At 61.0% G+C, this 26,224-nt stretch carries 31 protein-coding genes; 4 read left to right on the top strand and 27 right to left on the bottom strand.

Annotated elements, in window-relative coordinates:
• Nucleotides 1-1,455: 1,455 nt before the first annotated feature.
• From IVB31_RS24490 to IVB31_RS24380, 23 genes are all read right to left on the bottom strand, one after another.
• Nucleotides 1,456-1,770: a hypothetical protein gene (locus tag IVB31_RS24490; RefSeq protein WP_247328743.1), complete on the bottom strand. Its 315-nt coding sequence runs from the start codon at nucleotides 1,768-1,770 to the stop codon at nucleotides 1,456-1,458.
• A complete protein-coding gene (locus tag IVB31_RS24485) occupies nucleotides 1,767-3,239 on the bottom strand; it encodes a hypothetical protein (protein ID WP_247328741.1) in 1,473 nt (490 codons plus the stop codon). The genes IVB31_RS24490 and IVB31_RS24485 overlap by 4 nt, the downstream gene beginning before the upstream one ends.
• 615 nt (nucleotides 3,240-3,854) lie before the next feature.
• Nucleotides 3,855-4,577, bottom strand: a complete 723-nt coding sequence (locus tag IVB31_RS24480; protein WP_247328739.1) for a hypothetical protein — start codon at nucleotides 4,575-4,577, stop codon at nucleotides 3,855-3,857.
• Nucleotide 4,578: 1 nt separating this feature from the next.
• Nucleotides 4,579-5,010 (bottom strand): hypothetical protein, encoded by a 432-nt coding sequence (locus IVB31_RS24475; protein ID WP_247328735.1) that lies wholly within the window; start codon nucleotides 5,008-5,010, stop codon nucleotides 4,579-4,581.
• Between the two features lie 20 nt (nucleotides 5,011-5,030).
• Nucleotides 5,031-5,684: a hypothetical protein gene (locus IVB31_RS24470; protein ID WP_247328733.1), complete on the bottom strand. Its 654-nt coding sequence runs from the start codon at nucleotides 5,682-5,684 to the stop codon at nucleotides 5,031-5,033.
• Nucleotides 5,681-6,013 (bottom strand): hypothetical protein, encoded by a 333-nt coding sequence (locus IVB31_RS24465; RefSeq protein WP_247328731.1) that lies wholly within the window; start codon nucleotides 6,011-6,013, stop codon nucleotides 5,681-5,683. Before IVB31_RS24465 ends, IVB31_RS24470 begins: the two co-directional genes overlap by 4 nt.
• Entirely contained in the window at nucleotides 6,013-6,324 is a 312-nt protein-coding gene (locus IVB31_RS24460) for a hypothetical protein (RefSeq protein ID WP_247328729.1), read from the bottom strand. Before IVB31_RS24460 ends, IVB31_RS24465 begins: the two co-directional genes overlap by 1 nt.
• A gap of 1 nt (nucleotide 6,325) precedes the next feature.
• The gene (locus IVB31_RS24455) at nucleotides 6,326-6,688 is read right to left on the bottom strand and encodes a hypothetical protein (protein ID WP_247328727.1); all 363 of its coding nucleotides are present in this window, start codon (nucleotides 6,686-6,688) and stop codon (nucleotides 6,326-6,328) included.
• A gap of 79 nt (nucleotides 6,689-6,767) precedes the next feature.
• A complete protein-coding gene (locus tag IVB31_RS24450) occupies nucleotides 6,768-7,730 on the bottom strand; it encodes a DUF5309 domain-containing protein (RefSeq protein ID WP_247328724.1) in 963 nt (320 codons plus the stop codon).
• A 363-nt stretch (nucleotides 7,731-8,093) separates the two neighbouring features.
• Nucleotides 8,094-8,969: a hypothetical protein gene (locus IVB31_RS24445; protein WP_247328722.1), complete on the bottom strand. Its 876-nt coding sequence runs from the start codon at nucleotides 8,967-8,969 to the stop codon at nucleotides 8,094-8,096.
• Nucleotides 8,970-9,004: 35 nt separating this feature from the next.
• Nucleotides 9,005-9,637 (bottom strand): hypothetical protein, encoded by a 633-nt coding sequence (locus IVB31_RS24440; RefSeq protein WP_247328720.1) that lies wholly within the window; start codon nucleotides 9,635-9,637, stop codon nucleotides 9,005-9,007.
• Nucleotides 9,638-9,799: 162 nt separating this feature from the next.
• Nucleotides 9,800-10,099: a hypothetical protein gene (locus tag IVB31_RS24435; RefSeq protein ID WP_247328718.1), complete on the bottom strand. Its 300-nt coding sequence runs from the start codon at nucleotides 10,097-10,099 to the stop codon at nucleotides 9,800-9,802.
• Between the two features lie 141 nt (nucleotides 10,100-10,240).
• On the bottom strand, nucleotides 10,241-10,492 hold the full coding sequence (locus tag IVB31_RS24430) for a hypothetical protein (protein WP_247328715.1): 252 nt from the start codon (nucleotides 10,490-10,492) through the stop codon (nucleotides 10,241-10,243).
• Between the two features lie 3 nt (nucleotides 10,493-10,495).
• Nucleotides 10,496-10,975: a hypothetical protein gene (locus IVB31_RS24425; protein ID WP_247328711.1), complete on the bottom strand. Its 480-nt coding sequence runs from the start codon at nucleotides 10,973-10,975 to the stop codon at nucleotides 10,496-10,498.
• Nucleotides 10,976-12,230: 1,255 nt separating this feature from the next.
• Complete coding sequence (locus tag IVB31_RS24420) at nucleotides 12,231-12,410, bottom strand: hypothetical protein (protein ID WP_247328709.1); 180 nt, start codon at nucleotides 12,408-12,410, stop codon at nucleotides 12,231-12,233.
• On the bottom strand, nucleotides 12,403-14,064 hold the full coding sequence (locus tag IVB31_RS24415; RefSeq protein ID WP_247328706.1) for a hypothetical protein: 1,662 nt from the start codon (nucleotides 14,062-14,064) through the stop codon (nucleotides 12,403-12,405). The genes IVB31_RS24420 and IVB31_RS24415 overlap by 8 nt, the downstream gene beginning before the upstream one ends.
• Nucleotides 14,065-14,123: 59 nt before the next feature.
• Nucleotides 14,124-14,297, bottom strand: coding sequence for a hypothetical protein (locus IVB31_RS24410; protein WP_247328704.1), 174 nt, complete (start codon nucleotides 14,295-14,297; stop codon nucleotides 14,124-14,126).
• A gap of 381 nt (nucleotides 14,298-14,678) precedes the next feature.
• Entirely contained in the window at nucleotides 14,679-15,830 is a 1,152-nt protein-coding gene (locus tag IVB31_RS24405; protein WP_247328702.1) for a hypothetical protein, read from the bottom strand.
• 19 nt (nucleotides 15,831-15,849) lie between these two features.
• Nucleotides 15,850-16,566, bottom strand: coding sequence for a hypothetical protein (locus tag IVB31_RS24400; RefSeq protein WP_247328700.1), 717 nt, complete (start codon nucleotides 16,564-16,566; stop codon nucleotides 15,850-15,852).
• 496 nt (nucleotides 16,567-17,062) lie between these two features.
• Entirely contained in the window at nucleotides 17,063-17,638 is a 576-nt protein-coding gene (locus IVB31_RS24395; RefSeq protein ID WP_247328698.1) for a hypothetical protein, read from the bottom strand.
• A 156-nt stretch (nucleotides 17,639-17,794) separates the two neighbouring features.
• Nucleotides 17,795-18,205, bottom strand: a complete 411-nt coding sequence (locus IVB31_RS24390; RefSeq protein WP_247328696.1) for a hypothetical protein — start codon at nucleotides 18,203-18,205, stop codon at nucleotides 17,795-17,797.
• A gap of 391 nt (nucleotides 18,206-18,596) precedes the next feature.
• The gene (locus IVB31_RS24385; RefSeq protein ID WP_247328694.1) at nucleotides 18,597-19,883 is read right to left on the bottom strand and encodes a phage terminase large subunit; all 1,287 of its coding nucleotides are present in this window, start codon (nucleotides 19,881-19,883) and stop codon (nucleotides 18,597-18,599) included.
• Between the two features lie 18 nt (nucleotides 19,884-19,901).
• Nucleotides 19,902-20,519 (bottom strand): M23 family metallopeptidase, encoded by a 618-nt coding sequence (locus IVB31_RS24380; RefSeq protein ID WP_346730894.1) that lies wholly within the window; start codon nucleotides 20,517-20,519, stop codon nucleotides 19,902-19,904.
• A 384-nt stretch (nucleotides 20,520-20,903) separates the two neighbouring features.
• Here IVB31_RS24380 and IVB31_RS24375 point away from each other — a divergent pair, with 384 nt between their 5' ends.
• Nucleotides 20,904-21,875, top strand: coding sequence for a hypothetical protein (locus IVB31_RS24375; protein WP_247328688.1), 972 nt, complete (start codon nucleotides 20,904-20,906; stop codon nucleotides 21,873-21,875).
• Between the two features lie 140 nt (nucleotides 21,876-22,015).
• On the opposite strand, the gene IVB31_RS24370 is transcribed toward IVB31_RS24375, so the two are convergent.
• Together IVB31_RS24370 and IVB31_RS24365 are read right to left on the bottom strand one after the other, a co-directional pair.
• Entirely contained in the window at nucleotides 22,016-22,333 is a 318-nt protein-coding gene (locus IVB31_RS24370; RefSeq protein WP_247329199.1) for a hypothetical protein, read from the bottom strand.
• 20 nt (nucleotides 22,334-22,353) lie between these two features.
• A complete protein-coding gene (locus IVB31_RS24365; protein WP_247328685.1) occupies nucleotides 22,354-22,710 on the bottom strand; it encodes a hypothetical protein in 357 nt (118 codons plus the stop codon).
• 234 nt (nucleotides 22,711-22,944) lie between these two features.
• Here IVB31_RS24365 and IVB31_RS24360 point away from each other — a divergent pair, with 234 nt between their 5' ends.
• The 3 genes from IVB31_RS24360 to IVB31_RS24350 all read left to right on the top strand — a co-directional run bounded on the left by IVB31_RS24360 (nucleotide 22,945) and on the right by IVB31_RS24350 (nucleotide 25,415).
• Entirely contained in the window at nucleotides 22,945-23,289 is a 345-nt protein-coding gene (locus tag IVB31_RS24360) for a response regulator (RefSeq protein ID WP_247328682.1), read from the top strand.
• Nucleotides 23,290-23,519: 230 nt separating this feature from the next.
• Nucleotides 23,520-25,064: an FAD-dependent monooxygenase gene (locus tag IVB31_RS24355; protein ID WP_247328679.1), complete on the top strand. Its 1,545-nt coding sequence runs from the start codon at nucleotides 23,520-23,522 to the stop codon at nucleotides 25,062-25,064.
• Between the two features lie 54 nt (nucleotides 25,065-25,118).
• Nucleotides 25,119-25,415, top strand: a complete 297-nt coding sequence (locus IVB31_RS24350) for a hypothetical protein (protein ID WP_247328676.1) — start codon at nucleotides 25,119-25,121, stop codon at nucleotides 25,413-25,415.
• Between the two features lie 120 nt (nucleotides 25,416-25,535).
• Here the strand turns inward: IVB31_RS24350 and IVB31_RS24345 are convergent, their stop codons facing one another.
• Together IVB31_RS24345 and IVB31_RS24340 are read right to left on the bottom strand one after the other, a co-directional pair.
• The gene (locus IVB31_RS24345; protein ID WP_247328671.1) at nucleotides 25,536-25,754 is read right to left on the bottom strand and encodes a hypothetical protein; all 219 of its coding nucleotides are present in this window, start codon (nucleotides 25,752-25,754) and stop codon (nucleotides 25,536-25,538) included.
• A gap of 275 nt (nucleotides 25,755-26,029) precedes the next feature.
• A partial coding sequence (locus IVB31_RS24340; protein WP_247328667.1) for a hypothetical protein occupies nucleotides 26,030-26,224 on the bottom strand: 195 nt, incomplete at its 5' end.

Raw genomic sequence — 26,224 nt, 5'->3', positions numbered from 1 at the left:
GCGACGAACGCCAAGCATCGTGCGCAGAACTCTGAGGGCTCATCCGCTGCGACCTCACCGGTTGGACCAAGTGGGGGTGCATAGATGTCGGGATGATGGGTGGTCATGCAATCTCAGATTAGAGAGAAATGACAAACAGAGTTCCCGGAGCGGCAAAGATCAACGATCGGCCGGCTTGGTATCCGGCTGGTCGTTTTAGCCCTTTACTTTCTATATTTCCGGCTACCCTTAGGCACATTGGTCTGTCGTTCTTGACGCTTCATGAAACGCTTATCGCTATTAATCTGATGCTCGTCGTCAATACCCCACTCTTCGCGCTCCATTAGAGGGGGCAGGCCACCATTCCTTCGGCAAAGATCGCCTCGGGTCCTCGCACGAGCCACGCAAGCAAGGAAATTCGGCCAACGTGGACGTTTCTGGCTTCTCAGGTCGCACCTCTCTATTTCAGTATCTTGTCGAGCATCGCAATATCCGTTCTTATCAGGCTCCTGCCCCTCGTCATCCCGCCCGTTTCCGCAGTTTCCTCCGCCGGTCACCCCCTCCCTTTCGAATTTACTCTCAGGCTCCTCTGCCTCAGGCACCACAGGCGGGGAAGCTATCCGTGGCACCTTTCTCCCCGTAGCTTGCGGAAGTGCTACCGCGGCATAATCCTTTGCGGAGTCAACCCGAGCTAGCTTTCTGAAATCGGGGTCCAATTGCCGCGCCGACCGCCGCTCGCTTTCATCCGAGGCGGATTGTCGCTTGCGTTCCTCATCCGATACGGGCGGGCCGGCGTACCAGGGGGGCTGACTACCGGGACGATTTGCTGGGGACTCACGAGGGGGTTCGGATGATGTCACTCCATTCTGTTCTTCGATCCTTCCATTTGATGGCTCGTCACCGGCCAGTCGGTCTCGCAACATCCCCCGTAAAAGCGTAGCGGCGTTCCAGATGTCGCGAGCGGGTTGAGGAATGACTCTTTCAAGATGTGGGCTCGGAATCTCGACGGGATCCGACGGCACCAGCGGAAAGCCAAAACCTCGGAAGCGACCAACTGGCAACGGTCCACGTGGGCCGACTGCTATTCCTCCTGGGCGCGCGAGAGCCTGAGCCCACCACGGGATAGCCGAGGACGAGTTCAGCCCGCGGAGCACTCCACCCGTCGGCGATTTGCCGCCGTCGGCTTCATAAGTATCACGTGGTGCGGTGTAGGCCGGCTGTGAAGATTGGGAGCGCAGCTCTGATGGGGCGGATTCGGTGGGACTGCTCTGTCCTCCGTAGATTTGAAGAAAGCGGTCAAACAGATTCTGGATATCGGGAGTTGCCATCGAAAATCTCTCGCAAAGCTATTGCTGAAAATAGGGAGTGAAAGGCGCATAGCGCTATCCGGCCCGGCCGCCGCGATGCGAGCTCAGCAAGGTCGAATGACTGGTCAAACGATTTCTGTCTTTTCCCAGGAGAGTCCCTGCGAGGCCCTCACCCTATCACCGCATACAAAAACGTCCGCCCCGTCGTCGCGGCATTCGCATGCGAGATCGTGAACGCGCCATTCGCCACAGCGCTCACATACATCGTCCCGTTACCGGCCTCCGCCGCAGCATTCGCCGACGCCGGCACCAGGATCGGCACCGAACCCGCCGCACAATTCGCCGTCGTCACCGTCGTGTTCGACGCTCCCGTCGTGAGCGTCACGCTGCCGACCGCATTCGATCGTCCCGCCGCGAGCTGCTGGATCGCGAGCACGATCTTCTTCAGGTCGGTCTCGGTGATACCGGGGACGTAGGCTGTCATAGCGTGCCGTTGGGTTTGAGATCGGGGACGATGCCGGCGCAGAACGACCACGAGGTCGCCGCCGGGATACGAACCTTGAAGCGGGAATAGCGGGTGTCGCGTCGCACGTCGCAGCGGCCGGTGCGGGCATTGACCAGAACTTCCGCACCTGGCGTTGCCGCCGCTGCCGGCGTGTCGCGCCAAGACACCGAGCCGAACAATGTTGCCGCATCGGTCACCGGACGGAAGCCGCGGATGGTGATACGGTTCTCGTCCGTGCCCTGCTCCGGGCTCTCCATCGTGGCCTCGAGACTGGGACCGCGGAAGAAGCCGAGCACATGGGCATTGGAGAACTGCGCGATCTCCGGCTGCACCGCGGTCGCGTAGGCGTCGAGGCTCAGCGTCAAGGCATCCAGCGATGACGAGATGCTGTCGAGGTTTTCCAGCGTCAGTCCAGTTTGTGAGATGCCGAGCAGATACTCGCCCGTCATTGAGACCGGAAAGAAGCGGTCGAGCAGGAAGTCGTAACCAAGCAGCTTGTCGAAAGCGCCGACCGTGCCGGAAACAGATTTGTAGGCCCAGTAGACGCGTGTCGAGCGCGGGTCGGCCGCGCCCATGAAGAGCTGGAGATTGCCCTTGTCGAGATCAGCGAGAAAACTGCGATCCACTTTCTCGCGCCCGATCTGCTGCGGGACGCCGCCCGGCTCGATCTTGTGAAAGCCCTGGCCGGCGTAGAAAAAGATTCGCTCGCCGGCGCGGATGATCGAGTACGGCGCGTAGAGTCCCTTGTCCTGGGTGATGCGATCGATCTGAAAGATGATCGGCGAGCCCGGCACATAAGACATGCGCCGGATCGCCTGGTCCTGGAAGATGACGCCGGATTCGCCGCCGGCCACGCCGCGAACGATGCCGCCATCCGGGAAGTCCTGGAAGTCCGACGATTTGATGCCGCTGGTCCAGCTGTCCGAAGCATTGAAATTATTTAGCCCGGACCACTGGATCCGGTATGGAGTCGACAGCAGGCCTGACAGCACCAGGAAGCGCCCGACCACGCTGATATAGGCGGCCTGCGGCGGCGTACCCAGTGCATCGGCAAACGCCGTGGACGATGAAAGGTCGAATATCTGGAGTACCGCGTTGGCCTGCGTCGCAAAGACAAAATTCCCGGTCTGGGCAAATTGCCACTGCGCAGTTGCGGAAAGCGCCGAATAGGACGCCCCGCCCTTCGAGACGTCGACCCAGCTGAAGTCGATGTTGTTGAGCCGGTAGAGCTTGGTGCCCGTGCCCGCGAAGGTGATGACCGTGCCGTCCGACTTCAGCGCGTAGAATGCGCCGCGGCACGGCGCCGGAAGCGCTGATGTGTAAGCCGAGAAGGATGGAAACGGTCCATAGCCATCGCCGCGCGGAATCACGTTGAGGATGTTGCGCGTAGCTTGCCCCTCATAGTCGCTGACGTCGGGGCGGTATTCGCCGTAGGCAAGAAGTGGCATGATTCAGTCATCCCATGTTTCGGGTTCAATCGTGGCGGATGTCCACGCAATTGACGGCTCCGCCCCAATCGCCCAGGAAGCCGCGGCGCCATCCCGCGGGGTCCAAGCCTCGTGCTCCGTCCCCCTGGCAGTCCAGCTGTCGAAATCAAACGGTCGCGGAAACCAGGCCTCGAAATCGCGGGAAAATGTCGAAGGATACCCGCTCACGCCGTAGGCGCCGGAAGCCGATAGCATCGACGTGCGAACTGATACGCTGTTTCCCGCGAGCAAATAGGTGCCCGGCAATGAAGAGAGCCGAACAGCAGCCTTTGCCGACTGTCCGCCAGTTGAATATGCAGCGGGGCCTGCGGCAAAGGACGATGCGAATGAAGCACTATTTCCCGCCGCAAGGTGGCTGCCTGTCGCCTCCGACAGCACAGTGCTGAACGTGGCGGCAAGACCGAAGGCTACGAACAGGCCCTGATTGCCTGATTGCGTCCACCTGAAAGCCGCCGTTTGCCCCGCGACTGCATAGGCGCCCGTGGTCGTGGGCATAACCGTGTTAGTCGGCCCGAGCGTCGGCAACTGCCCGAGAGCGAGCCGGCCGGGAGCGTCAAAGCCGAGCAGTGACATGGGCTAGGTGCTTTCGTAGATGCCGGAGGCTACAAACCTCGATGTCGCGATGAGGTTCGAGCCGCATCGCGCACTCATCTGCGACAGACCGCCCGGGTTGATGTAAAAGAAGATACCCACACCGATTGCGACAAATTCCCACCCGGAGCCGCTGCCCGGTGAATTCGCCGTGGCCGGCAGGGTAAATGTCATGGTGCTGCCGGCGGTCCATGTGCCGGTCGTGATCGCGAGATCAATCTCCCAATGGACGACCTTGCCCCATTGCTTGTAGCGCGCGGAGTTGACGGTCCAAGCCGAGACGCCGGCCGCGGATGGAGAGGGCGTGAACGGGCTCCATGCGCCTTCGTCGAACGTTCCGATATTGGTGCGCACCTGGAGCTTCTGCGCCGTCGTGAAGCTGTTCGCTTCTTCGATAGAGATCAGGTCTTCCTTGAGGGCAACGATCGCGACTTGCGGCGTGGCGGAGAAGTTGATTTTCGAGGTCGTGCCTGATGAATTGAACAGCACGGTGGTTCGCGCCAGGACTCCGGTCCCGGTGTTGTACGCACCCTCCCCGACCTCCCATTGCGACAGATCGGAGCTCTCGGCCCGATATTTGTAGAACCGACCATTGACCACGCCGGCTGCGACAGGGCTCTGATAGCCCGTGACGGCCGCAGCATAGGTCCAGTCGGTCGTGCCGCCTGCCGACGGCGTGAACCTGCAAACGTCGAGAAAAGCTGCCATGTCAGGTGATCGTCAAAATGCCGTTGGTCTGGTCGAGATCAACGGTGAAGGTGTTGCCATTGGTGAGCGTGAGCGCCGTGCCATAATCCCACCAGCCGATCAGTGGCTTCGTCGACGACGTCGAATTGTAGAGCACCGCGTATTGAAACGGCCCGATCGAGCCGCCCGATGCCGTCCACGCCGGATCGGTCCCGCCGACAAACTTGAACGTGCCCGTCGTTTGCGCGCCGGTAATGGTGCCGATGCTGTTGCCGGCCGCGGTATAGCCGTTGCCGGCTGCGAGATCTGCTGGCGCGTTATAGACCGTGTTCGCGGCAACCGGCGCCGTGTTGGTCAGATAGATCTTGTAGACCTGCGCCGTACCGGTCTTCATGTCGTGCAGCGCGTTGGCGACATCCTGTACGAAGCAATTGAACTTGTTGAAACTTGCCAAGACTGTTCTCCCAAGATGTCCTAGATGACCTGTCCGGAAACGCGCACCGTCATCGGCCCGGCATTGAAGGTCGACGTCAACCCGAGATTGTTGAGATCCGCGAGCGCCGACGTGAACCCGAGCCCCCACGTCTGGATACGAGCGTCTTCCTTGATGTACGGCGCGGATTCCAGCAGGGCGCCGTAAAGGTAGAGATCAGGCGCCATAGCCAGCAGCCAGTTGCCGGCGTTCAACGCGAGCGCCGGAACGTTTTGCCGATAGACCATTTCGATGGTGTAGGTGGTGTCAGGGGTCGGCGCGAGCTCCAGCTCGCTGCCGAACACGGTGAAATAGCGCGGCCGCGCCGCGACATCGGACGTCGCGAAGCGATATTCGTCCATCTGCGTCCCCGATTTGAACTCGAGGCAGGGCTTTCCTGTCACGCTCGACAGCCGGACCCGACGCATGGACTGGAAATCCGACGGCAGCGAGATGAACTCCGGCTCGTTCGAGCCGAGATCGACAAGCGCGGTCGCCCGCTGCTCCATCTGCCGCACGAAGAGCTGACGGTTGAACTTGGCTTCCGCGAGCTGGACGAAGGTTGGGATCCGCGCGATCAGCGTCGTATCCTGGTCGCGCGCGAGATATTCGGTCACCGCGGTTTGGAGCGACGTGTAATCGGTAATCTGGGTCATTTGAGCTCCGCAGACCAGCCGGCCTGCAATTTCGGCCTGTCGGTTCGCAAATAGGCCCATTCGGGATCGTCCAGCTTCCGCTGAACGATCGCGTCGAATTCGGGCGTGAACAGCCGCAGCGAGGCGTTGCCCCTCGCATGCTCCTCGTTGAGCCATCGGACGTAGATGACATTGGGAATGCGGGCGACGTGCCGCCCCCAGTCGCCATGCTGTTCGTCCTGGCGCGCCTGCCTATTCCATTCCAGGATCGGCGCCACGTCCTGGACATGCTCGATCGCGAGTTCGCGACCGTTGCTGTCGAGATGCGGCCTGATCAGGACACCGTCCATCACGACATCTCCGTGACCCAGAGAGTGCCGGCGGTCGCTGTGATCAGGCCGTTGGTCGCGGCCTTCAGCGCCGCAATGCGCTGGCCTGGACTGACCGTGACGTATTCGACGACATTGGCCGGCAGATAGGGATCGGAGATGGTCGCGGTCTGCGCGCCGTCGCCGATCCGGTAGCAACAGCCGGAATTGGCGACCAGGCGAAGCTGATAGGTTTCCGGTCCGAACGCGTTGGTGGCGCCGACGCTGCTGTCATACGCGACCGTCTGGCTGGGACCGACGCGCGAGGAGTTTTGCTTGGAGAAGAACGGCATGTCAGGCGGTCCTCACGGAAATCGAGAAATGCATGGGGATCGTCGCGCCGGAGGCGCCAGATGGCGTCAGCACGATCACGTCGTCCTCGTTGAGATAGGTCGGCGACGGCGGCACGGCCGAGAACAACTGGCCAGCGGCCGATCCCGCCTGCGTCACGGTGAACGTTGCCAGCGTCGTCGCATTGGCCGAGACTGTGATGGTGCCATCGGTGGTCGTGATCGCGCCGCCAAGGATGCCGGCGACTTTCAGCACGCGGCAGCGAAAGGGAATGCGGACATAAGCAGCGACGGGACTCGCGCCGCAGGACGGGGTGTAGGCCGTGAGATCGGCGGTATTGAGGGTGCGATTGCCGGGAAGCGGCATCTTGGCTCTCCAAAAAGGAAGGGGCAGCCCGAAGGCTGCCCCAAGAGTGGACAAGGGTGGAACGGATGATCCTGATCGCTCAGGAGGAGGTGTTGTCGAACACGCCGCCCGAGGCCTTCTCGTTGCGGGCCACCAGCGCGTATTCCGCCAGGATCTGCCGGCGATCGGAATCGCCGGTCTTGGCGAGCGGGATCGAGATCATGTTGCGGCCGTTGAGATAAGCCACCGCCCATTTGTCGAGCTCGAGCACCAGAACGTCGCGCGGGCGCTGGAAGCGGTTGGCGACCACCTTGAGTTTGCCGAAATCGGACTCATAGGCGTCGACCGACGCGACGATCTTCTTCGACTTGGACTCCTCGATTGCGGTGGAGCGGCCGGTAAAGGTCGAGAACACCTGCTTGTTGAAAGCGCCGGTCATGATGGTGCCGGGCTTGCCGCCATTGCCCCAAATCGAGGACAGCACCGTCTTCAGACGCACTTCGGTGAAGGCGAGCTGGGTGCCGTCCGTTCGCGTTCCCATGCCGTCGGCGGCGGCCGGATCCGCCGCACCTCCCGCCGTTCCCTTCGAGGTGTTCGAAAGGACCCAGGAGAGGACGGAAGCGGACTTGCGCGGCGTCGTGGTGTTGCCGGCGACCTTGGCCTGGTTGGTGCCGCACAGGATGGTCTCGAGGTCGCGCTTGAGCTCGAGGCCTTTCAGCATCTCCTGATAGGCGAGCTCATTGTCGCGGCCGGCGTGATCCACCGCCTGCTGCGTGCCCGAGACTCGCGCGACCTTGTAGGAGATCTGGCAGAGATTGCCGAGCCGCACGGTCGGCGTGGTCGTGTTGGTGTTGGGATCGTCGCCCTCGAGCTGGGCGTTGGAGTTGTCCGCGGCGGCAAGGGCTTGCGTCTGCCATTCGTGATTGACGGCAGTCGCCTTCTCCTTGTCGACGCCGCTCATGAAGGGCGTATCGACCGGATCGATGCGATAGATCATGTCGCTGAGGTCTTCGCGGTTGCCAACCGCGGAGTAGGTGACGAAAGTGGAAGTCGGTAGAGACATCGATGTTTCCTTGTAAGGGCCGCGCTGTTCCGATAGCGCAGCGATGACGCTGCGCCTCTGAGAAACTGCAGCCTGGTTGACTGGCGTTTTCTGTTCTCGCTTACGCGATGGCGCGGAAAATTCGGTTTCCGGTTCGCGGATCCGCGAGACATCTCTGCCGGGCGCCTGCGCGTATCGCGCAGGGTCGGCGCAATTGGGATGGTTGACGTGATCGGTGGCGTCAGCCTGGCCGCACACGCAACGCAGACGAAGACGCAGCTTGGGCAACCGGCCGGCGCTGAGCTCCCAATGTTACCGCAGCCACGCATTGCCCCTTAGCCACGACATGAGGGCGTCGTCGTACGGTCATCCGTTGGCTTGCGATCAGTATGGGACGCGATACGAGCTCAGATAGCGCACGGGGGCGACTGCTGCAGGGGGCCAGGCCGCGGGCGCCGGCTCATCGACGTTCACGCCAGCGAGCGAGCCCGGAAAGGGCGCGACACCGTTGCCGTCGCCAATGACCGCGGCTGTGCTTTGTGGCGGTGCGTTGTTGCCGTACTCCTCGAAGGCGGACGGCGGGAGCATGCTACGGCGGCCGTACTCATAACCATGAACGATGTTGGCATGGTTTTGCTGTGAGAGGCCGTAGGGACCGGACGTATCCATGGGCGGCGGAGATGGCGATTGCGCGCCGGTATTTCTTCGGCTCTTGTTGAACTCCTTCAACCACTCGCCCATGGCGCCCAACCTGTTCGAAGCCCCGCCGCCGACCTCGGCAGCTTCCATCGGGATCGGCGTCAACGCAGTGACGTGTCCCAGATGATTCGAAGCACTGCTGATAAAGGCTGGCACAAAGAGGCCATTCGGAACGCCCCATTGGGGATGACGCTGCAAATCCTGCGCACCGCCAGGCCTGAAGGCTCGCGCCATCGCCATCAGAGCTTCGTTCGGTCCTGCCAAGCCAACGTCGTCGCCGCCGGGATTCACCGTATTCCATTTCCGGGTAATCTCCGCGGCAAAACCTCTCGCCTGCTGCTCATCGTAATTCGCGGGCACGATGAGATAGTTGTTCGGGTTTGCGATTTTTCCTTCGGTTCTGTTGTTCCCACGGCCGTCGGAATAGAGCGCGTAACCTTGGGAGCCGCCAGGCATCGGGTCCGCGACATACGCGCCGTCGCGCGTCAAAAATTTGGCCGGCACAAAGCCGACCACGTTCCTGCCGCGCTTTGCGCCAGCATAGAATATCTGTTCAGCCATCAAATTGATCCGTCTTTACGAGAATGAGGTCCAAGCTAGAAGGATTGGCAGAAGTGGTAGAAATCATCGATGAGACGAGTGGGCCCTCCGCAACTCGTGATACGAGCTGCATCGCCGTAGACGAGATCATGCCATGCATGCGTCCATTCAGGCGTTCTTCGCTCCGGCTTGAGAAGCGCGCCCGACGGATCGTAGATGACCAGGTCGAATGCGAGATTGAGCGCGGACCCGACTTCCCGGTCCTCACATACGCCGATGACTTTCGTTGCCCCCTGTTCAGCGAACTCGATCAAACGACACTCCTTCTTCAAGTACTGTTCGATCGGTGAAGCATGAAGACGGAATCCGAGTGACACGAGCCAGGGCGCGTTCTCGCTCTCGACAAGGTGCGGAGCATAGAAAATCAGCAAGGTAACGAGGAGGACCGGTGCGCTTCGCGGCTTTCGAATAAACACGCAGATGACGAGCCATATAACGGCGACGACGATACACGCCAGACTGAACCACAGGAGCCAGTCTGCGACCTCGGGCCGCGGATATGTCAGGAAATGGCTGCCGGCCATGCTCACCAACGTCACGAAGGCGAATGCATAGGTCAGCTTCGGCGGACGCCGAAACATCTCCCCGCCTGCGGTCGCGGAGACAGGCAGCACCTGATCGGAATTCATATGACACCCAGTTCACGAGAAGCTCTTCGCCAATCGCTGCCAAACGCGGCGCCCGCAAGGATGCAGGTCAGCGAAGAGTCCTGCAGAGTCAGCGATGCCTATTTATTGAACAAAACAGGAACGGTGTCAACTCTCCCTGTAGTTGTGCAGAAACTTTGCAGACTATATGATCCCGAACCGCTTCCGCCGCTCCGCCGTTTCCGCAAGCTCCTTCAACTCGGCACTGGCAAGCTTGCCGTTCGCGACAATACCCGCGAGGTGATCGCGCACCTTGCCGACGATGTTGATGGCGAGGAAGAGCTTTTCGCGGCCTGCGGCGTCATCCACCGTGGTGGCACGCCAGGCCGCGATGTAGCTCTTCTCGAGAGCGTTGAACGCCTCGTTCAAAAGCTCGTCATCGAGCAACGCTTCGGCGCGGGCCGCGCTCGCGGCCGCCCTCTCCAGTGTGCTCTCGTCAGACATTGGTTTCCTCCTCTTTCGTTCGGCCGTCGCGTCTTCATATCGTGGCGCGCGGCGGATGCGGCGAGATTGAGCGCCGCTTCGGCAACATCCATCCGGTAGGCTCCTGCGCGTGCTGGAGCTTCTGCTCCTGACTGAGCGTCATCAGATACGCGTCGAAAGCGCGATCTTCGTATCTGACCGGCGCTGCACCTTCCCTGCATCGATCGCCGCCTTCAGATGCGTCTCCAGCACCGTCATCTTGGCGTCGAGGGCGGCTTTGATCTTGGCGAGCTCGATCTCCCCTTGCGTCTTGACCTGGAGATGGACCGCGTCGTTCTGCGCCTTTTGTTGCTGGAGCTGCGCCTGACGTGCGGCGAGCGCGGCGCCGGCTTGCGCCCGGCTGCTCTTCGGCAAGTTTCAAATGGGCGGAGTAAACCGTCCTACAACAACCGGGCACTCAACATCCAGAAACAGATTTGCGCGTGCGTAAAGACCGATGACATGCTCACCAGCTCTAACGCTCTCTTCACTCGGATACAAAAGTTTCTCGGTGGGAAACAGACCATGCTTCTTCGCATCTAGCGATAGCTGCTGTCGATTCTGCTTAAAGAACGCACCATCGACGAGGCCGTATACCGGCCCTTTGAAATCGACGACGAAGTTACCGTCGCGCATTGGCCTGACCGAAAAGTCAGGCGCATGGGTTACGACGTCCAGCAACGCCGCGTTGCATTTAGCAATATCCGGCTCGGATGAGCCATTATCAAAAACCGCAGTCCCATGCTCGTAGACCAGAAAGCTCCTCTGCCGGTCTGTGTAATGTGCCATCCGATCCACAAACCAGCCTGGCGCTTCCGCGCGGATGAGTCCTCGCCAAGTGGGGGCCGGATATTTCATGCCTCGGTCCCCGATGCATCTCTGCTTTGCTCCGACAGTATCGCGCGAATGAGAGCAACCACCCTTCGGATGGCTAACATGACGTCGGCATCAGGCACGCGGCTCATATGGTTCCAGCGCCGCTGCTCCAAAAACAGGTGTGCCCGAAGCCGCACCAGGCCGCTATCGGCTGACAAGGCAGGCAAGTCCCGCCAGTTGAGCTTATATGGGTCGTCCTCGGACGGATGAAAAGTCAGCGCAAAGCGTCCGATGACCGGCCAAGGTTCTGATTCGTTCGGCACAGCAGACAGCTTGAGACTCTTCGTCGGAATGATTGCTGGAAATGGAGGAGATGGAGGAGATCGAAATGTCGGCATGTCGCACCTGAACCTACGGAAGCGTACCTTTGATTTCGTCCGGTGAGATGTAGTGCGGAACCAGGTACTCGCTTTCGCTATATAAGCTGTATGGATTTGGAGTTGCTCGGCCCGGTGCCAATTGCAGCCGGTAGGTCGTGTCACCGTGTGATCGGGCAACGTTAGGATCGCTGGTTACGGAGATATATGGAGACGGAGGATTGGCGCTGTCAAGCGAGTGATTCGTCATCAAGTCGTTCTTATTCCCTTTTGCCAAGACCGCTTCGGAGTAGGCTTGGCCTCCCACTTTTGCGGCATGCGACTGGAATTCCGTAAGGCCGGCTTGATCGCCTCTATAGAAAGTTCGTGGCGCATATTCTGCCGCTGGTCCAAGCGCTGCGCTCGCTTCTTCTGCGGCGCGCGCCCCCGTTGCCAACCTGGCTGCACCGTGCGGACCGAGAACGCCGAGCGCGCCGCCGGCGAATCGGAGAGGTCCTTCCCAAGGAGTCCCCTCGCCAAGTTGGGCTCCGGCTTCGCTTCCCAGGCCTCCCAGCACAGCCGCTCCGACTTTGAGAGGCACGCTTCCAGGCGCCACATAGGAAGCGGGATTGCCGAGAAATTCCCCGACTGATGCACCGAATTGGCCCGCTCGGCCTTCCGGCCTGTACATTGGTCCGGTGACTTCCTTCTCAAGAATCTGCATTCCCTGTTCTGGAGTCGGCGCGTCGATGTCTTGCCCCATCTCGGCCTGCGTGGCGCGTCCCAATGCGCTCGCCGCGCTATTGAAGCCAGAGACGACCCCGCGAGGGATGGACCTGAAGAAGTCACTGGCCCCTGCCGTGACAGCAGATCCCGTGGAGTCTGTTGTTGCCACGCCAAGTATTGGTGCACCGGATCGGCTTGCTCCCATCGCAGGCTGTTTAGTCTGCGCTTGCTGAGGGCTGCGCCGGCGGAGTCTGCGCCTGTTGCGCCTGCGCTTGCGGGCTCGGCGCCTGCTGCGTTACGCCGCTATCACTGAACGGATCGTGGTCGACCGGAACGAGAGAGGCATTCTCGAAGTCCGGCTGATGCTCGACCGGCACCAGAGAATAATCAGCCATGGTGAACGACCAGCAGATATTTCCCGGGACGGTCGGAGTCCGGCAGATAATGGTGGCCGTCTCTCGCTTGCCGCGCGCCAGGCGGATATGAACGCTGCACTTTCCCGACGTCGATCGCCGCCTTCAGATGCGTCTCCAGCACGGTCATCTTGGCGTCGAGGGCGGCCTTGATCTTGGCGAGCTCGATTTCCCCTTGCGTCTTGACCTGGAGATGGATCGCGTCGTTCTGCGCCTTTTGTTGCTGGAGCTGCGCCTGGTGCGCTGCGAACGCGGCGTCAACCTGCGCCCGCGCCTGTAAGGCCAATAGCTTTGGATCGGGCGGCGGCTGCGGCGGTGACGGCGGTGGGTTTAGCAACTGCCCGGTTTGCGGATTGACGGCCATGGGATCGTTAAAGAACTGGTCGGGGTTGCGATGCCCCATAATCCGGGTCAGCTCTGCGGCCGTGTTGTAGAGCTGCTGGTCGCCGACGAGGTTGATCTTGCCGCCGGCGAGCAGCTCCTTCTGGACGTTGGCGATCGCCATGGTCTGGGCGAACTGCTGCGCCTTGCCGCCGGCGCCTAGCCCGACATTGATGGTCATGTCGTCGCGCGTCTTCCAGTTGCGCGGATTGACCTCGACCCAGGCGTTGCGCAACCGCACCGTCTCCTCGCGCTGACCGTGCTTGCGGATCGTGCCGTGCAGCAGTGCAAAAATATCGCGCACACCTTCGGCCATGATGCGTGCGATCAGCTTGATCCGCATCTGCGAGGCCGAGAACACCTGCGCGACCGCGGTCGCCGACTGGTTCTGCAACGCATTGGCGTCGATGCCCTGCGTCTGCTTGCCGAGGCCGGTGCGGATCTCAAGCTCGGCGTCGATATATTGCAGCATCGGATAGATCGACGTGGTGATGTCAGGCACCACCTGCCAGTTCAGCCCGCCCGCCGTCTTGGTGCGGACCACGCCGCCGGGCCGCGACACCAGAAGGTCGTCGAGCGTGTTCGGCCCGGCGTTCTGCTCGGCGACCTCGACGCGCGGGTTGTTGTGCAGATAGAGGTTGTCCAGCGCACCGCGCTTGAGGGCCGTCTTCTCGCGCTGCAACGGCATCACGAGGTCGGCGATCGAGCGGCCGAAGAAACGATGCGTCACCGGCACCGGCGTGGTGGCGGCAAACGGCATCTCGTCGAACGGCGTGATGCAGTCCTTGCCGTCCTTGCGCAGAATCTCGGCCTGGTCGCCACCGGTGATGACCTGGTAGAGACAGGGACGGCCCGAGCCCTCAAAATCCATCCGCACATAATGCTCGGTGATGCGCACCAGCCGCGCGGCCGTATTGGCGCTTGCCCCACCAGCGGTCGCCGACAGATGTTCTTCCACCGTGTCGCGCGCCAGTGTCTCGATCTCGGTCGTGCCGGTGTGCGGCCGCAGCGCCCTGATCTGGCCGGCATCAAAACCTTCCGCGATCAACTGCGCTTCGGTCTTGGTGACAACTTCGTGGAAACAATAGTTGCAGTCGCGGATGCTGCGTGCGCCGCGCTCGATGCCGAATTCTTCGGGCGGCACGCCCATCACCCGCGCCTGCGCAAGCTTGCGCGTGGTGACGATGGTGACGTCATGCGTGACAGGAGACCCCATCGGCGCGGGCGGCGCCGGGGCTAGCAAGGGAACGGGCATGTTTGATTGAACTTTCAGGTTTTGCCGCGTGTGGATTGGCGGCAGAAACGCAGCAGCGGCTAAAAGCCGCTATTGCGCATGTAGTCCTGGATCATGCTGAGTGGTCCGCCGACCGGCGGCCGATCGAGATTGGATGGATCGTCCTGTGTGATCGAGGGGTCCCTGGCACGCGAGACCGGCGAAAGCGCGTTGCGTGGGCGGATGCGTCTCTCCGCAGCGAGGACGAGGTCCATTGGTCCAATGCACGATCGCGCTCCGGCACAAGCAGCGCCTCGAGCGGAAATCGCACTGGCGGGATCGACGGCGAGCTCGACCGACCGCGAGCACTTCCGCCGCGCATGTCAGGTCTTGACAACAGCGCTGACGAACTCGTCAATCACGTCCTATTCCAATGTAGAGCGTACCTACGTACTCGTTCTGAATAAACAGAGCGCCCTGAGCCGGCCGCCCGCGATAAAACAGAATTTTTGATAGCGGCCCGCCGACATCTATGGTCTTGGAATCTGCGGAGCGTCAGAACTCCGAAAAGAGATCCCATGACTTCCTCTTGGTGGCAGACCTCTCGACCCAAACGTATGTGCCCCGCTGTTTGTCAGCAAGTCAGCCAGGTCGTCCTAGTAGCCGTTGTTGCGCATGTAGTCCTGGATCAGGCCCAGCAGTCCGCCGGCGGATGCCTGATCAGGATTGGACGGCTCGATCCCTGGGACTGAGATAGCGGCACCTCGCGCAGAAGGCGTGCTCCTCCCGCGCGAGAACGACGCCCATTCGTTCAATCCGCCACTGGGGTCAGGCGCGAGCAATGCCTCAAGCGGAAACCGCGCGGGTGGAAGCGGCAGCGTGCCGCCGCTGATCTCCGATGCCGTCCTACGCTGCACCGGCGTGGAGGGATCGACGTTCATCCGCGCAGATCGCTCGTTGCTCACGCCGAGACCGTTGCCGCCGTCGGTTCGGCCAAGGCCACTATTTCCGCCTGAGCTCGCCGCCCCGAACACGCCACCGAGGCCGCGCCAATTGCCGAAGCGATCGGAAAGGTCCCAGGGCGAAGCTCCCGGAGCGGGAAGCGAATTGTCGAGTGCCTGTTGGGCCCGTGTCGCGCCGTCTACAAATGGGATCGGCGCGGTGCCTTGCGCTCCGGCAAACCGACGGGCGTCATCCGGCGACAACTCGTTGGGCGAAGCCGGATGCGACGGCCAGCTCGTTGCACCGAACGCCGGCTCCGCGGTCTGAGCCTGTGCCAAATATGGGACAGCTCTTCCACCTCGCTGAAATGGATCGGCACGGACTCCCGCGCGTTGAGCTGGCCCTCCCATATTGGGATCCGGACCAGTGACCGCCCCCGCCCGCCATCCTTCGTAGATTGGGATGCCGCTCACAAGGCGGTCGAGTTCGTCCGGCGTAAAATCCCTGATCAAGGTGCTATCAGGAACGCCAACTCTCTCCTTCAGAAATGCTGTGTACCTGGTGGTGTCATTTTCGCTCTGCGGCGCATAGTTTTGCATCGCCTGATCGATGGTGGAATTGCCATATCTCCTCTTGAGGACATTTAGCATTCCCTGGAGGCCGGATTGATAGTCGGGGAAAATCGCAAAACCCTCATTGTCCCGTCCGATCGCTCCGGCGGCCTTAGCATTATCGCCGTACTTTATGTTGCCGGGATTGTTATTGCGCCAATTCCTCCCCCCGCCGTCCAGCACCGTGACCGAACCATCGTCATTTGTATAAACTCGCTTAAGTCCGTTCTGAGATGCGGATATCGCCTTTGCCATTTCGAGACCTCAAAAGAGTCTATTGCTGCGACGTGAGTGTCGCCATGTGCTCGCGCACGAAGGCTCGGATCGCTTGCCGAACCTCTTCGACCGTGCATAGCTTTTGCTTGGTGACGATCTCAGCCACGGGATCAAGCCACAGAGTCGACTTGCCGGGATCGTCCGTCTCGGACCGCTTCGGAACAAAGATCTGGATTCGTTGCTCGCTGGGATCACCCAGAGACTTCACCAATTGCCCGTTGACGAACGCCTCCCCTGTTCGTGCGGCTCTACCTACAACAAGCCTGGGACCATTTTTGGTTCGAACCCGGAACACGAGTGTCTGGAAGAAACTGCAGTCTGCGCCCTCCCACAGCGTAAAATCGACCGGCTTTTCAGCCGCAAAACCTTGCACGCGCTCGAGATAGCTTCGTACCGCAGGAAGCTCGGCCGATGTGAGGAACGTCAGAACGAAGTGACTGTTCTGAGTGTGCTCCTCGTTCCAGAACTTGGTTATCATCTGGATTCCCGACGGTCGATCGGGCAACATGGTGATGGATTTCGTCAGCTTGATTTCTTCCTGGGCCGCGCAGGGCTCCATGGAGAACCAAAACAAAGCAATGGAGATGCCCACCGCCGTCCTAAGGATGCCCCGTACGTTCATGGTCGTCATGTCCTTCTTGATGAAGCCCGCTTCAAAGGAGTTCGTTTCAATCGAGGCGAGCGGGCCAAGAGCGGCGGTGAGCCGGGCGAGCAATCACCTGCTTATTCGTCGGGAGCGTCGCGCCTCTAAGCCTGCACGACGACGTCATGCGGCTTTAGATGGGAGAGAGCCGCACGTCGATGTGATAAACTGCCCTTGTTCAGTATGGCCCGGACCAGAAACATCCGGACGTCATGAAGGCGAACACAAGCAACAAGAAGACCACTCGCGACCGGACGTCTCGGCATTCGCTTAGTCCTCCAGGTGATGATCGCTTGCATTCTCATATCTCCACCTCACTGGGAATGTCGCACTCGTCGCTCTGCGCTAGAAACAAGGCTAAGGATAATGGTTGCGCGACACTCTCGAATACGCGTATTGGCGCCCTACTGCTATCTGTGATATCAATAGACGCAACGGGAACATCGTCAATAGGATGTCAACATAACCTTGCTCCCTGGCGTCGTTCGGCCGCGTTGAGGATGCTGATGGAGCCTCAGCCGTCGCAGTCAACGAGAACAACATTTCGCGATTTTGAATTACGACCACGTCAACTCGTCGCTTCCGCCATCTCTGACGCAGCGCCGTCATTGTGGGCCGTGTGCGCGACGATCTTCATTGCGCCGTTCGATTCCGCGACATCCTGGGCGAGCAGCGCGAATTGGTCGTCGGTGAGATCGTAGTAGGTCTCGCGGCTTTCCTCCTCGCGCTCCTCCCACCAGACCTTGACGATTCCGGCCTTGGACAGCAGCGCGTCCTTGACGAAGGAATAGAGGATCATGAAGCCGCCGTTCTGCTGCATGAAGACGTGGTTGACGTAGTCCGTCTCTTGCTGCGCGGCGGCGACGTCTTCCGGACCGACGGGCTCGAAGCGCACCACCTCGTCGGAGCCGGCGAAGATGTCCATCAGTTGTGGCATCAGGCCTTCGATGGTGTCGGCAACGTCGGTCGACACCGCGCGCGAGCGGCCGTCCTGCGCCGGCATGTCCTTGCGCATGTCACCGAGATAATAGTCCATTGCGTCAGCCCGTTCTTCGGCAAGCCGCGCCGCCGATATTGCGGCGAGCGCATTGGCTTTCTCAGCGGCGAGCATCGCCTTCACTTCGGAGATTGGCATTTTGGGCATGAATGAGCTTTCGGTTGGCAATGCTGGTGGATATTGCGATGCGCGACGGCACTGTGGTCGTCGCCAGCCTCGGGGGCCCCTGCGCCCCGTCGGCGTCCCGTCGCGGGCATCCGGGTCAAACGACGAATATCCGCTGGACCGCTACCGGACGCTCGGTCAGGTGGGCTGCCTTTCGCGGACGGCGACCTGGGATCGGGCTCGGGGTAACTCAAAGACATTCCTGCGGCTCGGAATGCCAGCCTGCGCCGCAGAATCGCGAACCAACGTATCCTTCGCTTCGGGTGCGGTGGGCGGCGGATTGTAGTATCGCTCCCAACAAGCGGGATCTGAATTGTAGAGCTGCCAGGCATCGTAATAGTCGGGTATCCGAAAAATGAAGCCGGCAACATCGCGCGCGACCACGATCCGACGGTCCTGGTCCCTTCGATAGCCAAGCCAATTGAAGTGTTCGGGCGACGCATTGAGCGGATGGACATACGCCCGGCCGAACGATAGCGCCGGAATGACAAACCGCGCGATTGAACGTCCGATGAACTCAAAGAAAAGCCAGTAGATCAGGAATTCCATTTGCAGCCCTGTCGGAAATCGGCGCGCGTCAGTCCGCGTGTCCTATGCGCTGGAACGCGACGTGGACGGCCAGCGCCGCCGCAAGCAGCACGATGGCGCAAATGCCAAATCAAGCCACCCGGCAGCGCCTTGTCGCAATTCGATCCGCCCGTTCGCGTTGCGGCGATAGCCAGGCCATCGCAACGGTGGTGGAGATGCACTGAATGGCTCGACATAGACCCTGCCGAATGAAAGGAACGGCAGATGGATCGCGCCACTGCGTATCCGACCAGATCGACCAGGAGTCCCAAAGCCGACATCCCAGAACTCACGCAGGGGTAGAAGTTACATTTCTTAGAACATAACAGGAACACATGTCAACCCCAGGTTTTACTTCGGCAGCGTATCTCACTCACACCCACCCCTGCTCGGCATACCGGATCGGCCGGTTGAACGCGGCCGCCCTGCCCGGCTGCTCGTAGCAGATCGCCATCAGCCCCAGCGCGTCCGCGGCGTGGCTCGACCAATCGTGCTCCGGGCCCAGCCCCATGTTGCGCGTCTCGTCCCTGCGCTCGTGATAGAAGCCGAGCGCTTCGCGGCCGGGCTCTGTCGTGTCCGCGTTGAACCAGAGCTGCGGCCCGAGCCGTCGCAGCGCCTCGATCCGCATCATGGCCGCGCCGGGGCCCTGGTTCTTCACCGGCGGCTCGACCGCAAAACCGGCTTCGCGCAGATGATCCTCATAGCGCTTGCCGGTGATGTTGTTGGCGGCGATGCCGTCGTGCGGAAGATAGAGCACTGCGCGATCATAGCCGCGCGAGCGCAACCAGTTGACGTGAAAGGCCAGCACCTGACCGACGCTCTCGTAATAATCGAGGATGCGGATTTCCGAGCCGACCCATTGCACGATCCAGATCGTGAAGGCATCCGCCGCGGCGCCTGCGCCGCCGATGTCGACGAAGGCGCGCAGCGGCAACAGCGGATCTGCGGCGACTTTACCGATCCGTCCCTGCGTACACGCCTCCGACAGGAGCGCGGCGAAATAGGCTCCCTCGAAGGCGCGTGCATACTCGCCCTCCCAGATGTGATCGTAGCGCTCCGGATAGAGTTTCTGGTCCAGCGTTCGCTCCTCCACGAGTACCTCCGGGAACCACGGATTGTCGCGCCAGTTCGCCTTGACGACGACAGACCCGTCCGGCCGGCGCCCGCGCAGAAAATCGTCGATCGCATCGCTCTTGCGGCGCGGATTCCAGCTCGCCCACAGCTCGGAGTCCCTTGCGCGGATCGTCGGCCGCAGCAGCGCGAGACTGCGCGCGCTCAGCGACTGCGCCTCGTCGATCCAGGCGATGCGAAATCCTTCCAGCGACTTGATCGAGTCGGCCGTGTGATCCTGAAGGCCCCGAAAAATGATCAGCCCGTCCCCGGGGGTCTCGATCTTGTCGCTGAAGAGCCTGAAGCCGTGGCCGAGACCAAGGCTCGCGATCTTGCCCTCGATCAGACGCTTCGAGGATTGCGCCAGCGTCCGCTGCGCCTCGCGGATACAGACCGCGAGCGTGCCGCGCTCGGCCTGGCAGGTCTCGACCAGGAGCTCGCCGAAGAAATGCGATTTACCCGAGCCGCGTCCGCCATAGACGCCCTTATAGCGCGCAGGCTTCAGGAGCGGCTCGAAGATCTTGGCCGTCGGAATTTTCAGGATGGACAATGGATACGCTCGCTCGCCCTAGGGCAGGCCAATGCGCCTGCGCCACATCGCGGACCAGTCTTCGTTGTTTGGGATGCCGGGTTGTCCTCGCAAAAGCCGGTTCGGATCAGCGGAGCCATCGCTTCTGGCCAGTTCGGGCCAGTATCCGAAGCGCTCGCCGACACTCCCTTGGGTACCTGGCGGGAGCGGAGAAGCAGCACGGGGATAGGGCACTTCCTCCTGCTTTGAATTGAAGGGGGACCGATCTGGACTTCCGGCGGGCATCCTTCTCAGGATCCGCACGTCGTCGCGCGAAAACTCAGGTACGAAGGCCGCATCTCGCACATATTGCAGATACTCCGGAACGTATGCCGGTGGTGCTGGATTGGGATCGAAGGGGCCAAGAGCATCGGCGAAGGCGCCCGGATCCACGACCCCGCCAGCGGAATCCTTGAGTTGATAGTGGACGTGATGGGCGCCAGGCCTTCCGTCGTGCGTTATCACGCCGACATTTCCCATCGCGCCGATCAACTGGCCCGCGGCCACCGGTTGGCCGACACGCACATATTGCCTGTCGGTATGCAAGATTTCATGAAGAAAGCCGTTCCGGTCCCTAATCGCAATCCGACCGCTTGTGCCCTCTCCTGCGCTCTCTATATCACGCCATCTACTGGCGATCGCAGATCAGGATGCTTGAGATTGATTCCACGCTGCCCCCCAACTTCATAATTGAAGTCGACGCCACCGTGAGGATTGGAAGAGCCGGGCGGTCTATTGAACCTCTCACCATAGCGATTGGTAACATGAGGCGATGCACCGTCGACTGGCGGCAAAATGCGTCGCATCATATCTTCCCAAGACAAATCGAAACTCCACTATAGTGCTTGTTGTGGTCACTGGTCGCAAGACGCAACCGCCAGACAACTTGCCACGCACGCTCGTGGCGGGACCGGTGACTTGCTCAACCCAATCCGGTCAGGTAGTTTCCTCTTCACGCTCTGGCTGTAACGCTTAGGCTCATGCAACTGTTGGAGACTCCTCTTGCGACAAGGTTCGAGTTGCCGCGTTCTGAGCCGAGTTCTTCCGGCACTAACTTGTGTCGCACTTGCTTTTCCTGCTTTTGCCCAAGAGCCCCTAGATCAAAACCTTGGGAAGTGGCGACTCCAGGACGGCATCTACGCCGAGCCTGGCAAGAACTTTCGATCGTCCTGCAACGACGAGAACAATCTCAGGATTGATCTCAGCGAAAAGTCGGTCGTCGGCTACGAGTGGAGCTGCGATATTCGATCAACGACGACAAGCGGTCCGGGCTCCTTGAGGCTGGAAATGACCTGCAACGACTACAATCTGGCCCAGAACGTTTATCCTCGTGATCCCAATTGGGAGAACAGGAGGTTCAAAGAGATCATGCTGATCAAGCGACTGAATGCAGGGACTGTCTCCGTTCAAAAGACACTGAACGGAAAGTTCGAAGGTTCGGCATGGCGAGAGACCTATTGTCCCAAGGAAACGCAACGCGCCTATGCTGAGGCAAAACTCGAAGCCAAGGAAAAAGCCAAGGAAAAAGCCAAGCAGAAGGCTGAACAGGAGCGAACCCTCAAGAGCGCCCATCCGCGCGATGGCGTCTACGCAACAGCAGGCGCCGATTTCGAGGGGCGCTGCGCGAAGTTCAACGACACCATCGTTTCGTTCTCCGGAAAGTCGATCACGACAGCCTCGAACATCTGCAAGATTGACAATACGCGGGTTCAGCTTCCGGACACCGTCAGGATCGGCGCGACCTGCGCGCCGCAAGCGACTTCAGGTCCGGATGCCGTGAGCGTGCAAGACACCGCCTCTACCCCAGACAGTGAGAATCTGATGTTCAAGAAGATCGACCACAAGACCGTCATCCTCTGGATCATCAAGGACGGACACTTCACCGGCGACGGCCGAAGGCTGTCCTACTGCAGCGACCCCGTCCAGCGCGCCTATGCCGGGCAGCGCCGGACCGGCAAGCAGACCACAAATTAGAGATCACCGAACGAAAAACCCGCGGCGGATTGCTTCCCGCGCGGGCTGAACCAAGCTTCTGTCGATGATGCCATTCTGCCAGTGTTTTGCCCGACGTGTCAAACGATCAATCGAAATTCCGAATTTGCATGTCCGCCGGCTCAGACGTTGCCTTCTGCCGCATCGGCATTGCCGGTGTCTTCCGGATGCACGATGACGCGCTCAACCCGGTGAACAAAATCAGGTGCTCCATCCTCGCCGTTCTCGATCGGCTGCGCGGCCTTGCCCCAGCCGCGGTCGAGGATGGCGTTGGCGGCCGAGACGCGCGCTGCCGGCGTCGCGTCATCGCTGCGCATGATGCCGACGAGCACACGGATGGCGGTTCTGGTGTGGCTGCGCGCCAGCGAGCGGATCTCGGTCAGCGTCCGCGCCTTGGACGTCTTCCTGGGCGTGGGGGAGCGGGCCGGCGCGTTATCCAGCCCCGAGTCGACCTCCTCGCTCAAGAAAAAATCTCCCACAGCACGATTGCGACGAGGCCCGCGAGCGCGAGCGATATCAGGTAAGCAGTCATCATCTCTCCAAGAAAAGAAAATGCGCGGCAGATCGCATGACGAAGCGCGATCGTTTCGGGCGCGAACCCTATCTCCGTTCCCGGAGACCGCAGCGGCGCGAGCAAATGGCCCAGCGCCGCGGGCCGGCACGTTCGCGCGTGCACGGCCAGCAATGGTTCGGACGACGGCGCGCCGATCGGCGCTCCAGGTTTGACGAGTGCGTGGCCGCAATGCGCCGCCGCCGTCCGATCTCGCCATCGAGACGAAAAAACCCGCGGCGGATGTTGTCCGCGCGGGTGAACCAAACTCGTTCTCGATGATGTCATTCTGCCGGTGTTTTGCCCGACGTGTCAAAACCTATGTTGAAGTAAAAAGCCCGCCGCAGATCGCTCCGCGCGGGCCCAACCAAAAATCTTTCGATGATGCCATTCTGCCAGTGTTTTGCCCGACGTGTCAAACGTCTGTCGTTCGACCAATGCGTGCTGGAACCTACACGGCGCGTGGCGCGTTCATTCTCTCATCAGGAGGACCTTGGTGCGATGAGCCACACTGTACTGGTTGTTGACGACGATCCCGGCGTGCTCGATGTCCTCACGGACATGCTGGACGATCTCGGATGCAAGGTGGTCAGCGCCCGGAGCGGTCCGGACGCGCTCGACCGGCTCCGGCAGAACGGAAACATCACCATCCTCATCACCGACATCAACATGCCCGGGATGGACGGTCATGAACTGGCGGAGCTGGCGAGGCGGGTCCGCCCGGAGTTGAAGGTCCTGCAATTGTCGGGGCGCGAGCCCCGGCGCGGCGGCCTGCCGATGATCAGGAAGCCGTTCTCGTTCGAGGAACTCGCCGACACCATGCAGCGCACCACCGGCGTGTGCTGAACGGCACGGCGCCCAAAACAAAACCCGCGGCGGATGCTTCCGCGCGGGCTGAACCAAACTCTTTTCGATGATACCATTCTGCCGGTGTTTTGCCCGACGTGTCAACGCAGGCAGCGCGGGAGACGAAGCTCTTCCTCCCAGCTTGATATGTGGTGCGCAAGGGGCTTGCTTCAAGTCCCGGCTCCTGCCGTAGAACCCCCGACCCAAGCAACCAGTCGAGGGGTCACGAGATGCCTGTATTGCTTCCGACGTCCGGGTCGCGCGGCCGAGCCAGCGCCAAGACAAAGACCAACCATGCCGTTGTCATCGCCGGCGGCGGTCCGACCGGGCTGATGCTGGCCGCGGAACTCGCGCTCGCAAAGGTCGACGTCGCCATCGTCGAGCGGCGCGCGAACCAGGACCTGATCGGCACGCGCGCCGGCGGATTGCACGCCCGGACCATCGAGATCCTCGATCAGCGCGGCGTCGCAGACCGCTTCCTGCGCGAAGGACAAATCACCCAGCTCGCGGGCTTCGCCTGGACCAGGCTCGACATCAGCGATCTCCCGACCCGGCACGCTTACGGGCTGGCGCTGCGGCAGAACCACATCGAGCGCATCCTGGCGGACTGGGTCAGCGAGCTCGCGGTGCCGATCTATCGGAATTCCGAGGTGACGGGCTTTGCGCAGGACGAGACCGGCATCGACGTGACGCTATCGGGCGGTGCGACCTTGCGCGCGAATTATCTGGTCGGCTGTGACGGCGGCCGCAGCCTGGTGCGCAAGGCCGCCGGCATCGACTTCGCCGGCACAGGTCCGACGCTGAGCAACCTCATGGCCGAGGTCGAGATGCGCCAGGAGCCGGAATGTGAGCCGGCATGTGAGCCCGCCTGGGGCCTGCGCCACGACGCGCTCGGCTTTCACGGCCTCAGCAAGACCGAGAGCGGGCGCGTGCTGGTCGTCGTCACGGAAGCGACGCTCGAGCACACCGGCGAGCCCGGCTTGCGCGATCTCAGCGAGGCCCTCGTCGCCGTGTACGGCACCGACTTCGGACTCCACAGCCCGTCCTGGATCTCCCGCTTCACCGATGCGGCCCGCCAGGCCGTGACCTATCGCAGGGGACGCGTGCTGCTCGCCGGCGATGCCGCGCATATCCATCACTCCGTCGGCGGGCAAGGCCTCAACATTGGCGTGCAGGATGCCGTCAATCTCGGCTGGAAGCTTTCGCAGGTCGTCAACGGCATGTCGCCCGACAGCCTGCTCGACACCTACCACACTGAGCGTCATCCCGTCGCCGCGCGGACCTTGCGCAACACCATGGCGCAAATCGCCCTGCTCCGCCGCGGCGAGGACGGCCTCAAGGCCGCGCGCGATGTCGTGGCGGAGCTGCTCGCGATGGACGAGCCGCGACAACGCTTCGGCGCGATGATGAGCGGGCTCGACATTCGCTATGATCTCGGCGAAGGGCACAAGCTGCTCGGGCGGCGCATGCCCGATCTCGATGTGATGGTCGCAGGCCGCCCGCTAAAACTGTTCACGCTGCTGCACGGCGCGCGAGGCTTGCTGCTCAATTTCGGTAAGCCGGGCAGCGTTCACATCACGGCTTGGGCAGATCGCATCGCTATCGTCGACGCCGACTATGATGGCGCATGGGCGCTCCCGGCCATCGGACAAGTCACCGCACCGAGCGCAGTGCTGGTGCGGCCCGACGGGCATGTGGCCTGGGTGGGAGATGGGAGCCAACGCGGACTTGCGGAGGCGCTGACGAGGTGGTTCGGACCGGCTGCTCTCTCATGAACCCCGCGTCGTCGACCCTACAAGCCGCAGTTAGGCGTAAGGCTTCAAACCGCGATGATTGAGACATGCTATCGCGCGCGCAATCTGCTCATCGGTAAGACTGCCGATCCTGATTTGCATAGCTCTCATATAGGGCTGCGCGACAAAGTATTTTGGCCCCCAAAGCAGTTGCATACGGCTATTCAGGGACAAGGCAAATCTGGTGGGCTTGTGGAGGCCCAAACTCCTGAATTCGCCCACTGGAATGATCAAGTCGCCCTTAACGTGACTATCGTCAAATTCGCCTGTGCCGTAGGTGCAAACCACCGCACCCATCTGCTCTTTCTCATTTACCCGAACATCGAGAACTAACGACGGTCGAACTGTTGGCCCGGGCGTGAGTCCGCTTTCCGGATAAAGGCACCAGACTACATCGTACTGTTGAGGTAGTGAGTCGAGCGGATAGCAGGGCTGCCCCATACAGGGGCAATATCACGACTTACGGTTGACGGAAATCCATTCGCCAGTTTTCAACACATCCGCGCAATCCGCATTAGCTGCGTCAACCTGCGCCTGTGTCGGCTCCGAGTAATCAACCTTATAGTGCCCGACCATGGGCGCTTGCTCACCAGCCTTGTCGGCTTTCTTAGACGGATGCACCCACTCAGATAGCTCGGCAACTGTAGATTGCAGATAAGCGATCAGAGCCATGACGCTTCTTTCCAGCGCATTCGGTGATTCTTATTTCTGCGCATTCGGGTTAAGGAGGCCTTACGCTAACGGTAGTTCCGGCTTCGACCAAGAAGGTTCAAGTCATGTGTGAGACAATTATGGCCCCGGTGTGCCGCCACGGCAACAACACGAACGGTTGAATGTGACCATTGTCACATAAATAATCGTCTCATGGTTTCAACGCTTGTTGCGTGATCGCGTTCCAGACGGAGCCTTGGTCCGAAGAAGCCGCCGTATCCAGCGGCTGATCCCGCTCAGGGTTCGACGCGCTTCAATACCCGAATATTGCGCGGTTGGCCGGTATTGACCGCTTTGGTGGGCGAGTCACCTACCGGAGGGGTCTCGGGCTTGTGCGTCAGCGCCTGCGCGATCCAAAGCGGCCATTCCGCCTCTTGTCGGGGTTCAGCACGTGCTTGAAGCAGCTTCTGAAGTAATTCGCTCATGCCTGT

It is taken from the genome of Bradyrhizobium sp. 21 (assembly GCF_023073335.1).
Classification (GTDB): Bacteria; Pseudomonadota; Alphaproteobacteria; order Rhizobiales; family Xanthobacteraceae; genus Bradyrhizobium.
This window is presented reverse-complemented; position numbering and strand designations above follow the sequence as displayed.

Bases quoted from the DNA above. Each gene is read 5' to 3' on its own strand.
- IVB31_RS24360 (WP_247328682.1), top strand. From the start codon at position 22,945: ATGAGCCACACTGTACTGGTTGTTGACGACGATCCCGGCGTGCTCGAT.
- IVB31_RS24445 (WP_247328722.1), bottom strand. From the start codon at position 8,969: ATGGCTGAACAGATATTCTATGCTGGCGCAAAGCGCGGCAGGAACGTG.
- IVB31_RS24465 (WP_247328731.1), bottom strand. From the start codon at position 6,013: ATGGACGGTGTCCTGATCAGGCCGCATCTCGACAGCAACGGTCGCGAA.
- IVB31_RS24455 (WP_247328727.1), bottom strand. From the start codon at position 6,688: ATGCCGCTTCCCGGCAATCGCACCCTCAATACCGCCGATCTCACGGCC.
- IVB31_RS24450 (WP_247328724.1), bottom strand. From the start codon at position 7,730: ATGTCTCTACCGACTTCCACTTTCGTCACCTACTCCGCGGTTGGCAAC.
- IVB31_RS24490 (WP_247328743.1), bottom strand. From the start codon at position 1,770: ATGACAGCCTACGTCCCCGGTATCACCGAGACCGACCTGAAGAAGATC.
- IVB31_RS24485 (WP_247328741.1), bottom strand. From the start codon at position 3,239: ATGCCACTTCTTGCCTACGGCGAATACCGCCCCGACGTCAGCGACTAT.
- IVB31_RS24345 (WP_247328671.1), bottom strand. From the start codon at position 25,754: ATGGCTCTGATCGCTTATCTGCAATCTACAGTTGCCGAGCTATCTGAG.
- IVB31_RS24425 (WP_247328711.1), bottom strand. From the start codon at position 10,975: ATGAAATATCCGGCCCCCACTTGGCGAGGACTCATCCGCGCGGAAGCG.
- IVB31_RS24390 (WP_247328696.1), bottom strand. From the start codon at position 18,205: ATGGAATTCCTGATCTACTGGCTTTTCTTTGAGTTCATCGGACGTTCA.
- IVB31_RS24420 (WP_247328709.1), bottom strand. From the start codon at position 12,410: ATGGCTGATTATTCTCTGGTGCCGGTCGAGCATCAGCCGGACTTCGAG.
- IVB31_RS24415 (WP_247328706.1), bottom strand. From the start codon at position 14,064: ATGCCCGTTCCCTTGCTAGCCCCGGCGCCGCCCGCGCCGATGGGGTCT.
- IVB31_RS24440 (WP_247328720.1), bottom strand. From the start codon at position 9,637: ATGAATTCCGATCAGGTGCTGCCTGTCTCCGCGACCGCAGGCGGGGAG.
- IVB31_RS24355 (WP_247328679.1), top strand. From the start codon at position 23,520: ATGCCTGTATTGCTTCCGACGTCCGGGTCGCGCGGCCGAGCCAGCGCC.
- IVB31_RS24350 (WP_247328676.1), top strand. From the start codon at position 25,119: ATGATTGAGACATGCTATCGCGCGCGCAATCTGCTCATCGGTAAGACT.
- IVB31_RS24435 (WP_247328718.1), bottom strand. From the start codon at position 10,099: ATGTCTGACGAGAGCACACTGGAGAGGGCGGCCGCGAGCGCGGCCCGC.
- IVB31_RS24460 (WP_247328729.1), bottom strand. From the start codon at position 6,324: ATGCCGTTCTTCTCCAAGCAAAACTCCTCGCGCGTCGGTCCCAGCCAG.
- IVB31_RS24410 (WP_247328704.1), bottom strand. From the start codon at position 14,297: ATGGACCTCGTCCTCGCTGCGGAGAGACGCATCCGCCCACGCAACGCG.
- IVB31_RS24480 (WP_247328739.1), bottom strand. From the start codon at position 4,577: ATGGCAGCTTTTCTCGACGTTTGCAGGTTCACGCCGTCGGCAGGCGGC.
- IVB31_RS24470 (WP_247328733.1), bottom strand. From the start codon at position 5,684: ATGACCCAGATTACCGATTACACGTCGCTCCAAACCGCGGTGACCGAA.
- IVB31_RS24395 (WP_247328698.1), bottom strand. From the start codon at position 17,638: ATGCCCAAAATGCCAATCTCCGAAGTGAAGGCGATGCTCGCCGCTGAG.
- IVB31_RS24405 (WP_247328702.1), bottom strand. From the start codon at position 15,830: ATGGCAAAGGCGATATCCGCATCTCAGAACGGACTTAAGCGAGTTTAT.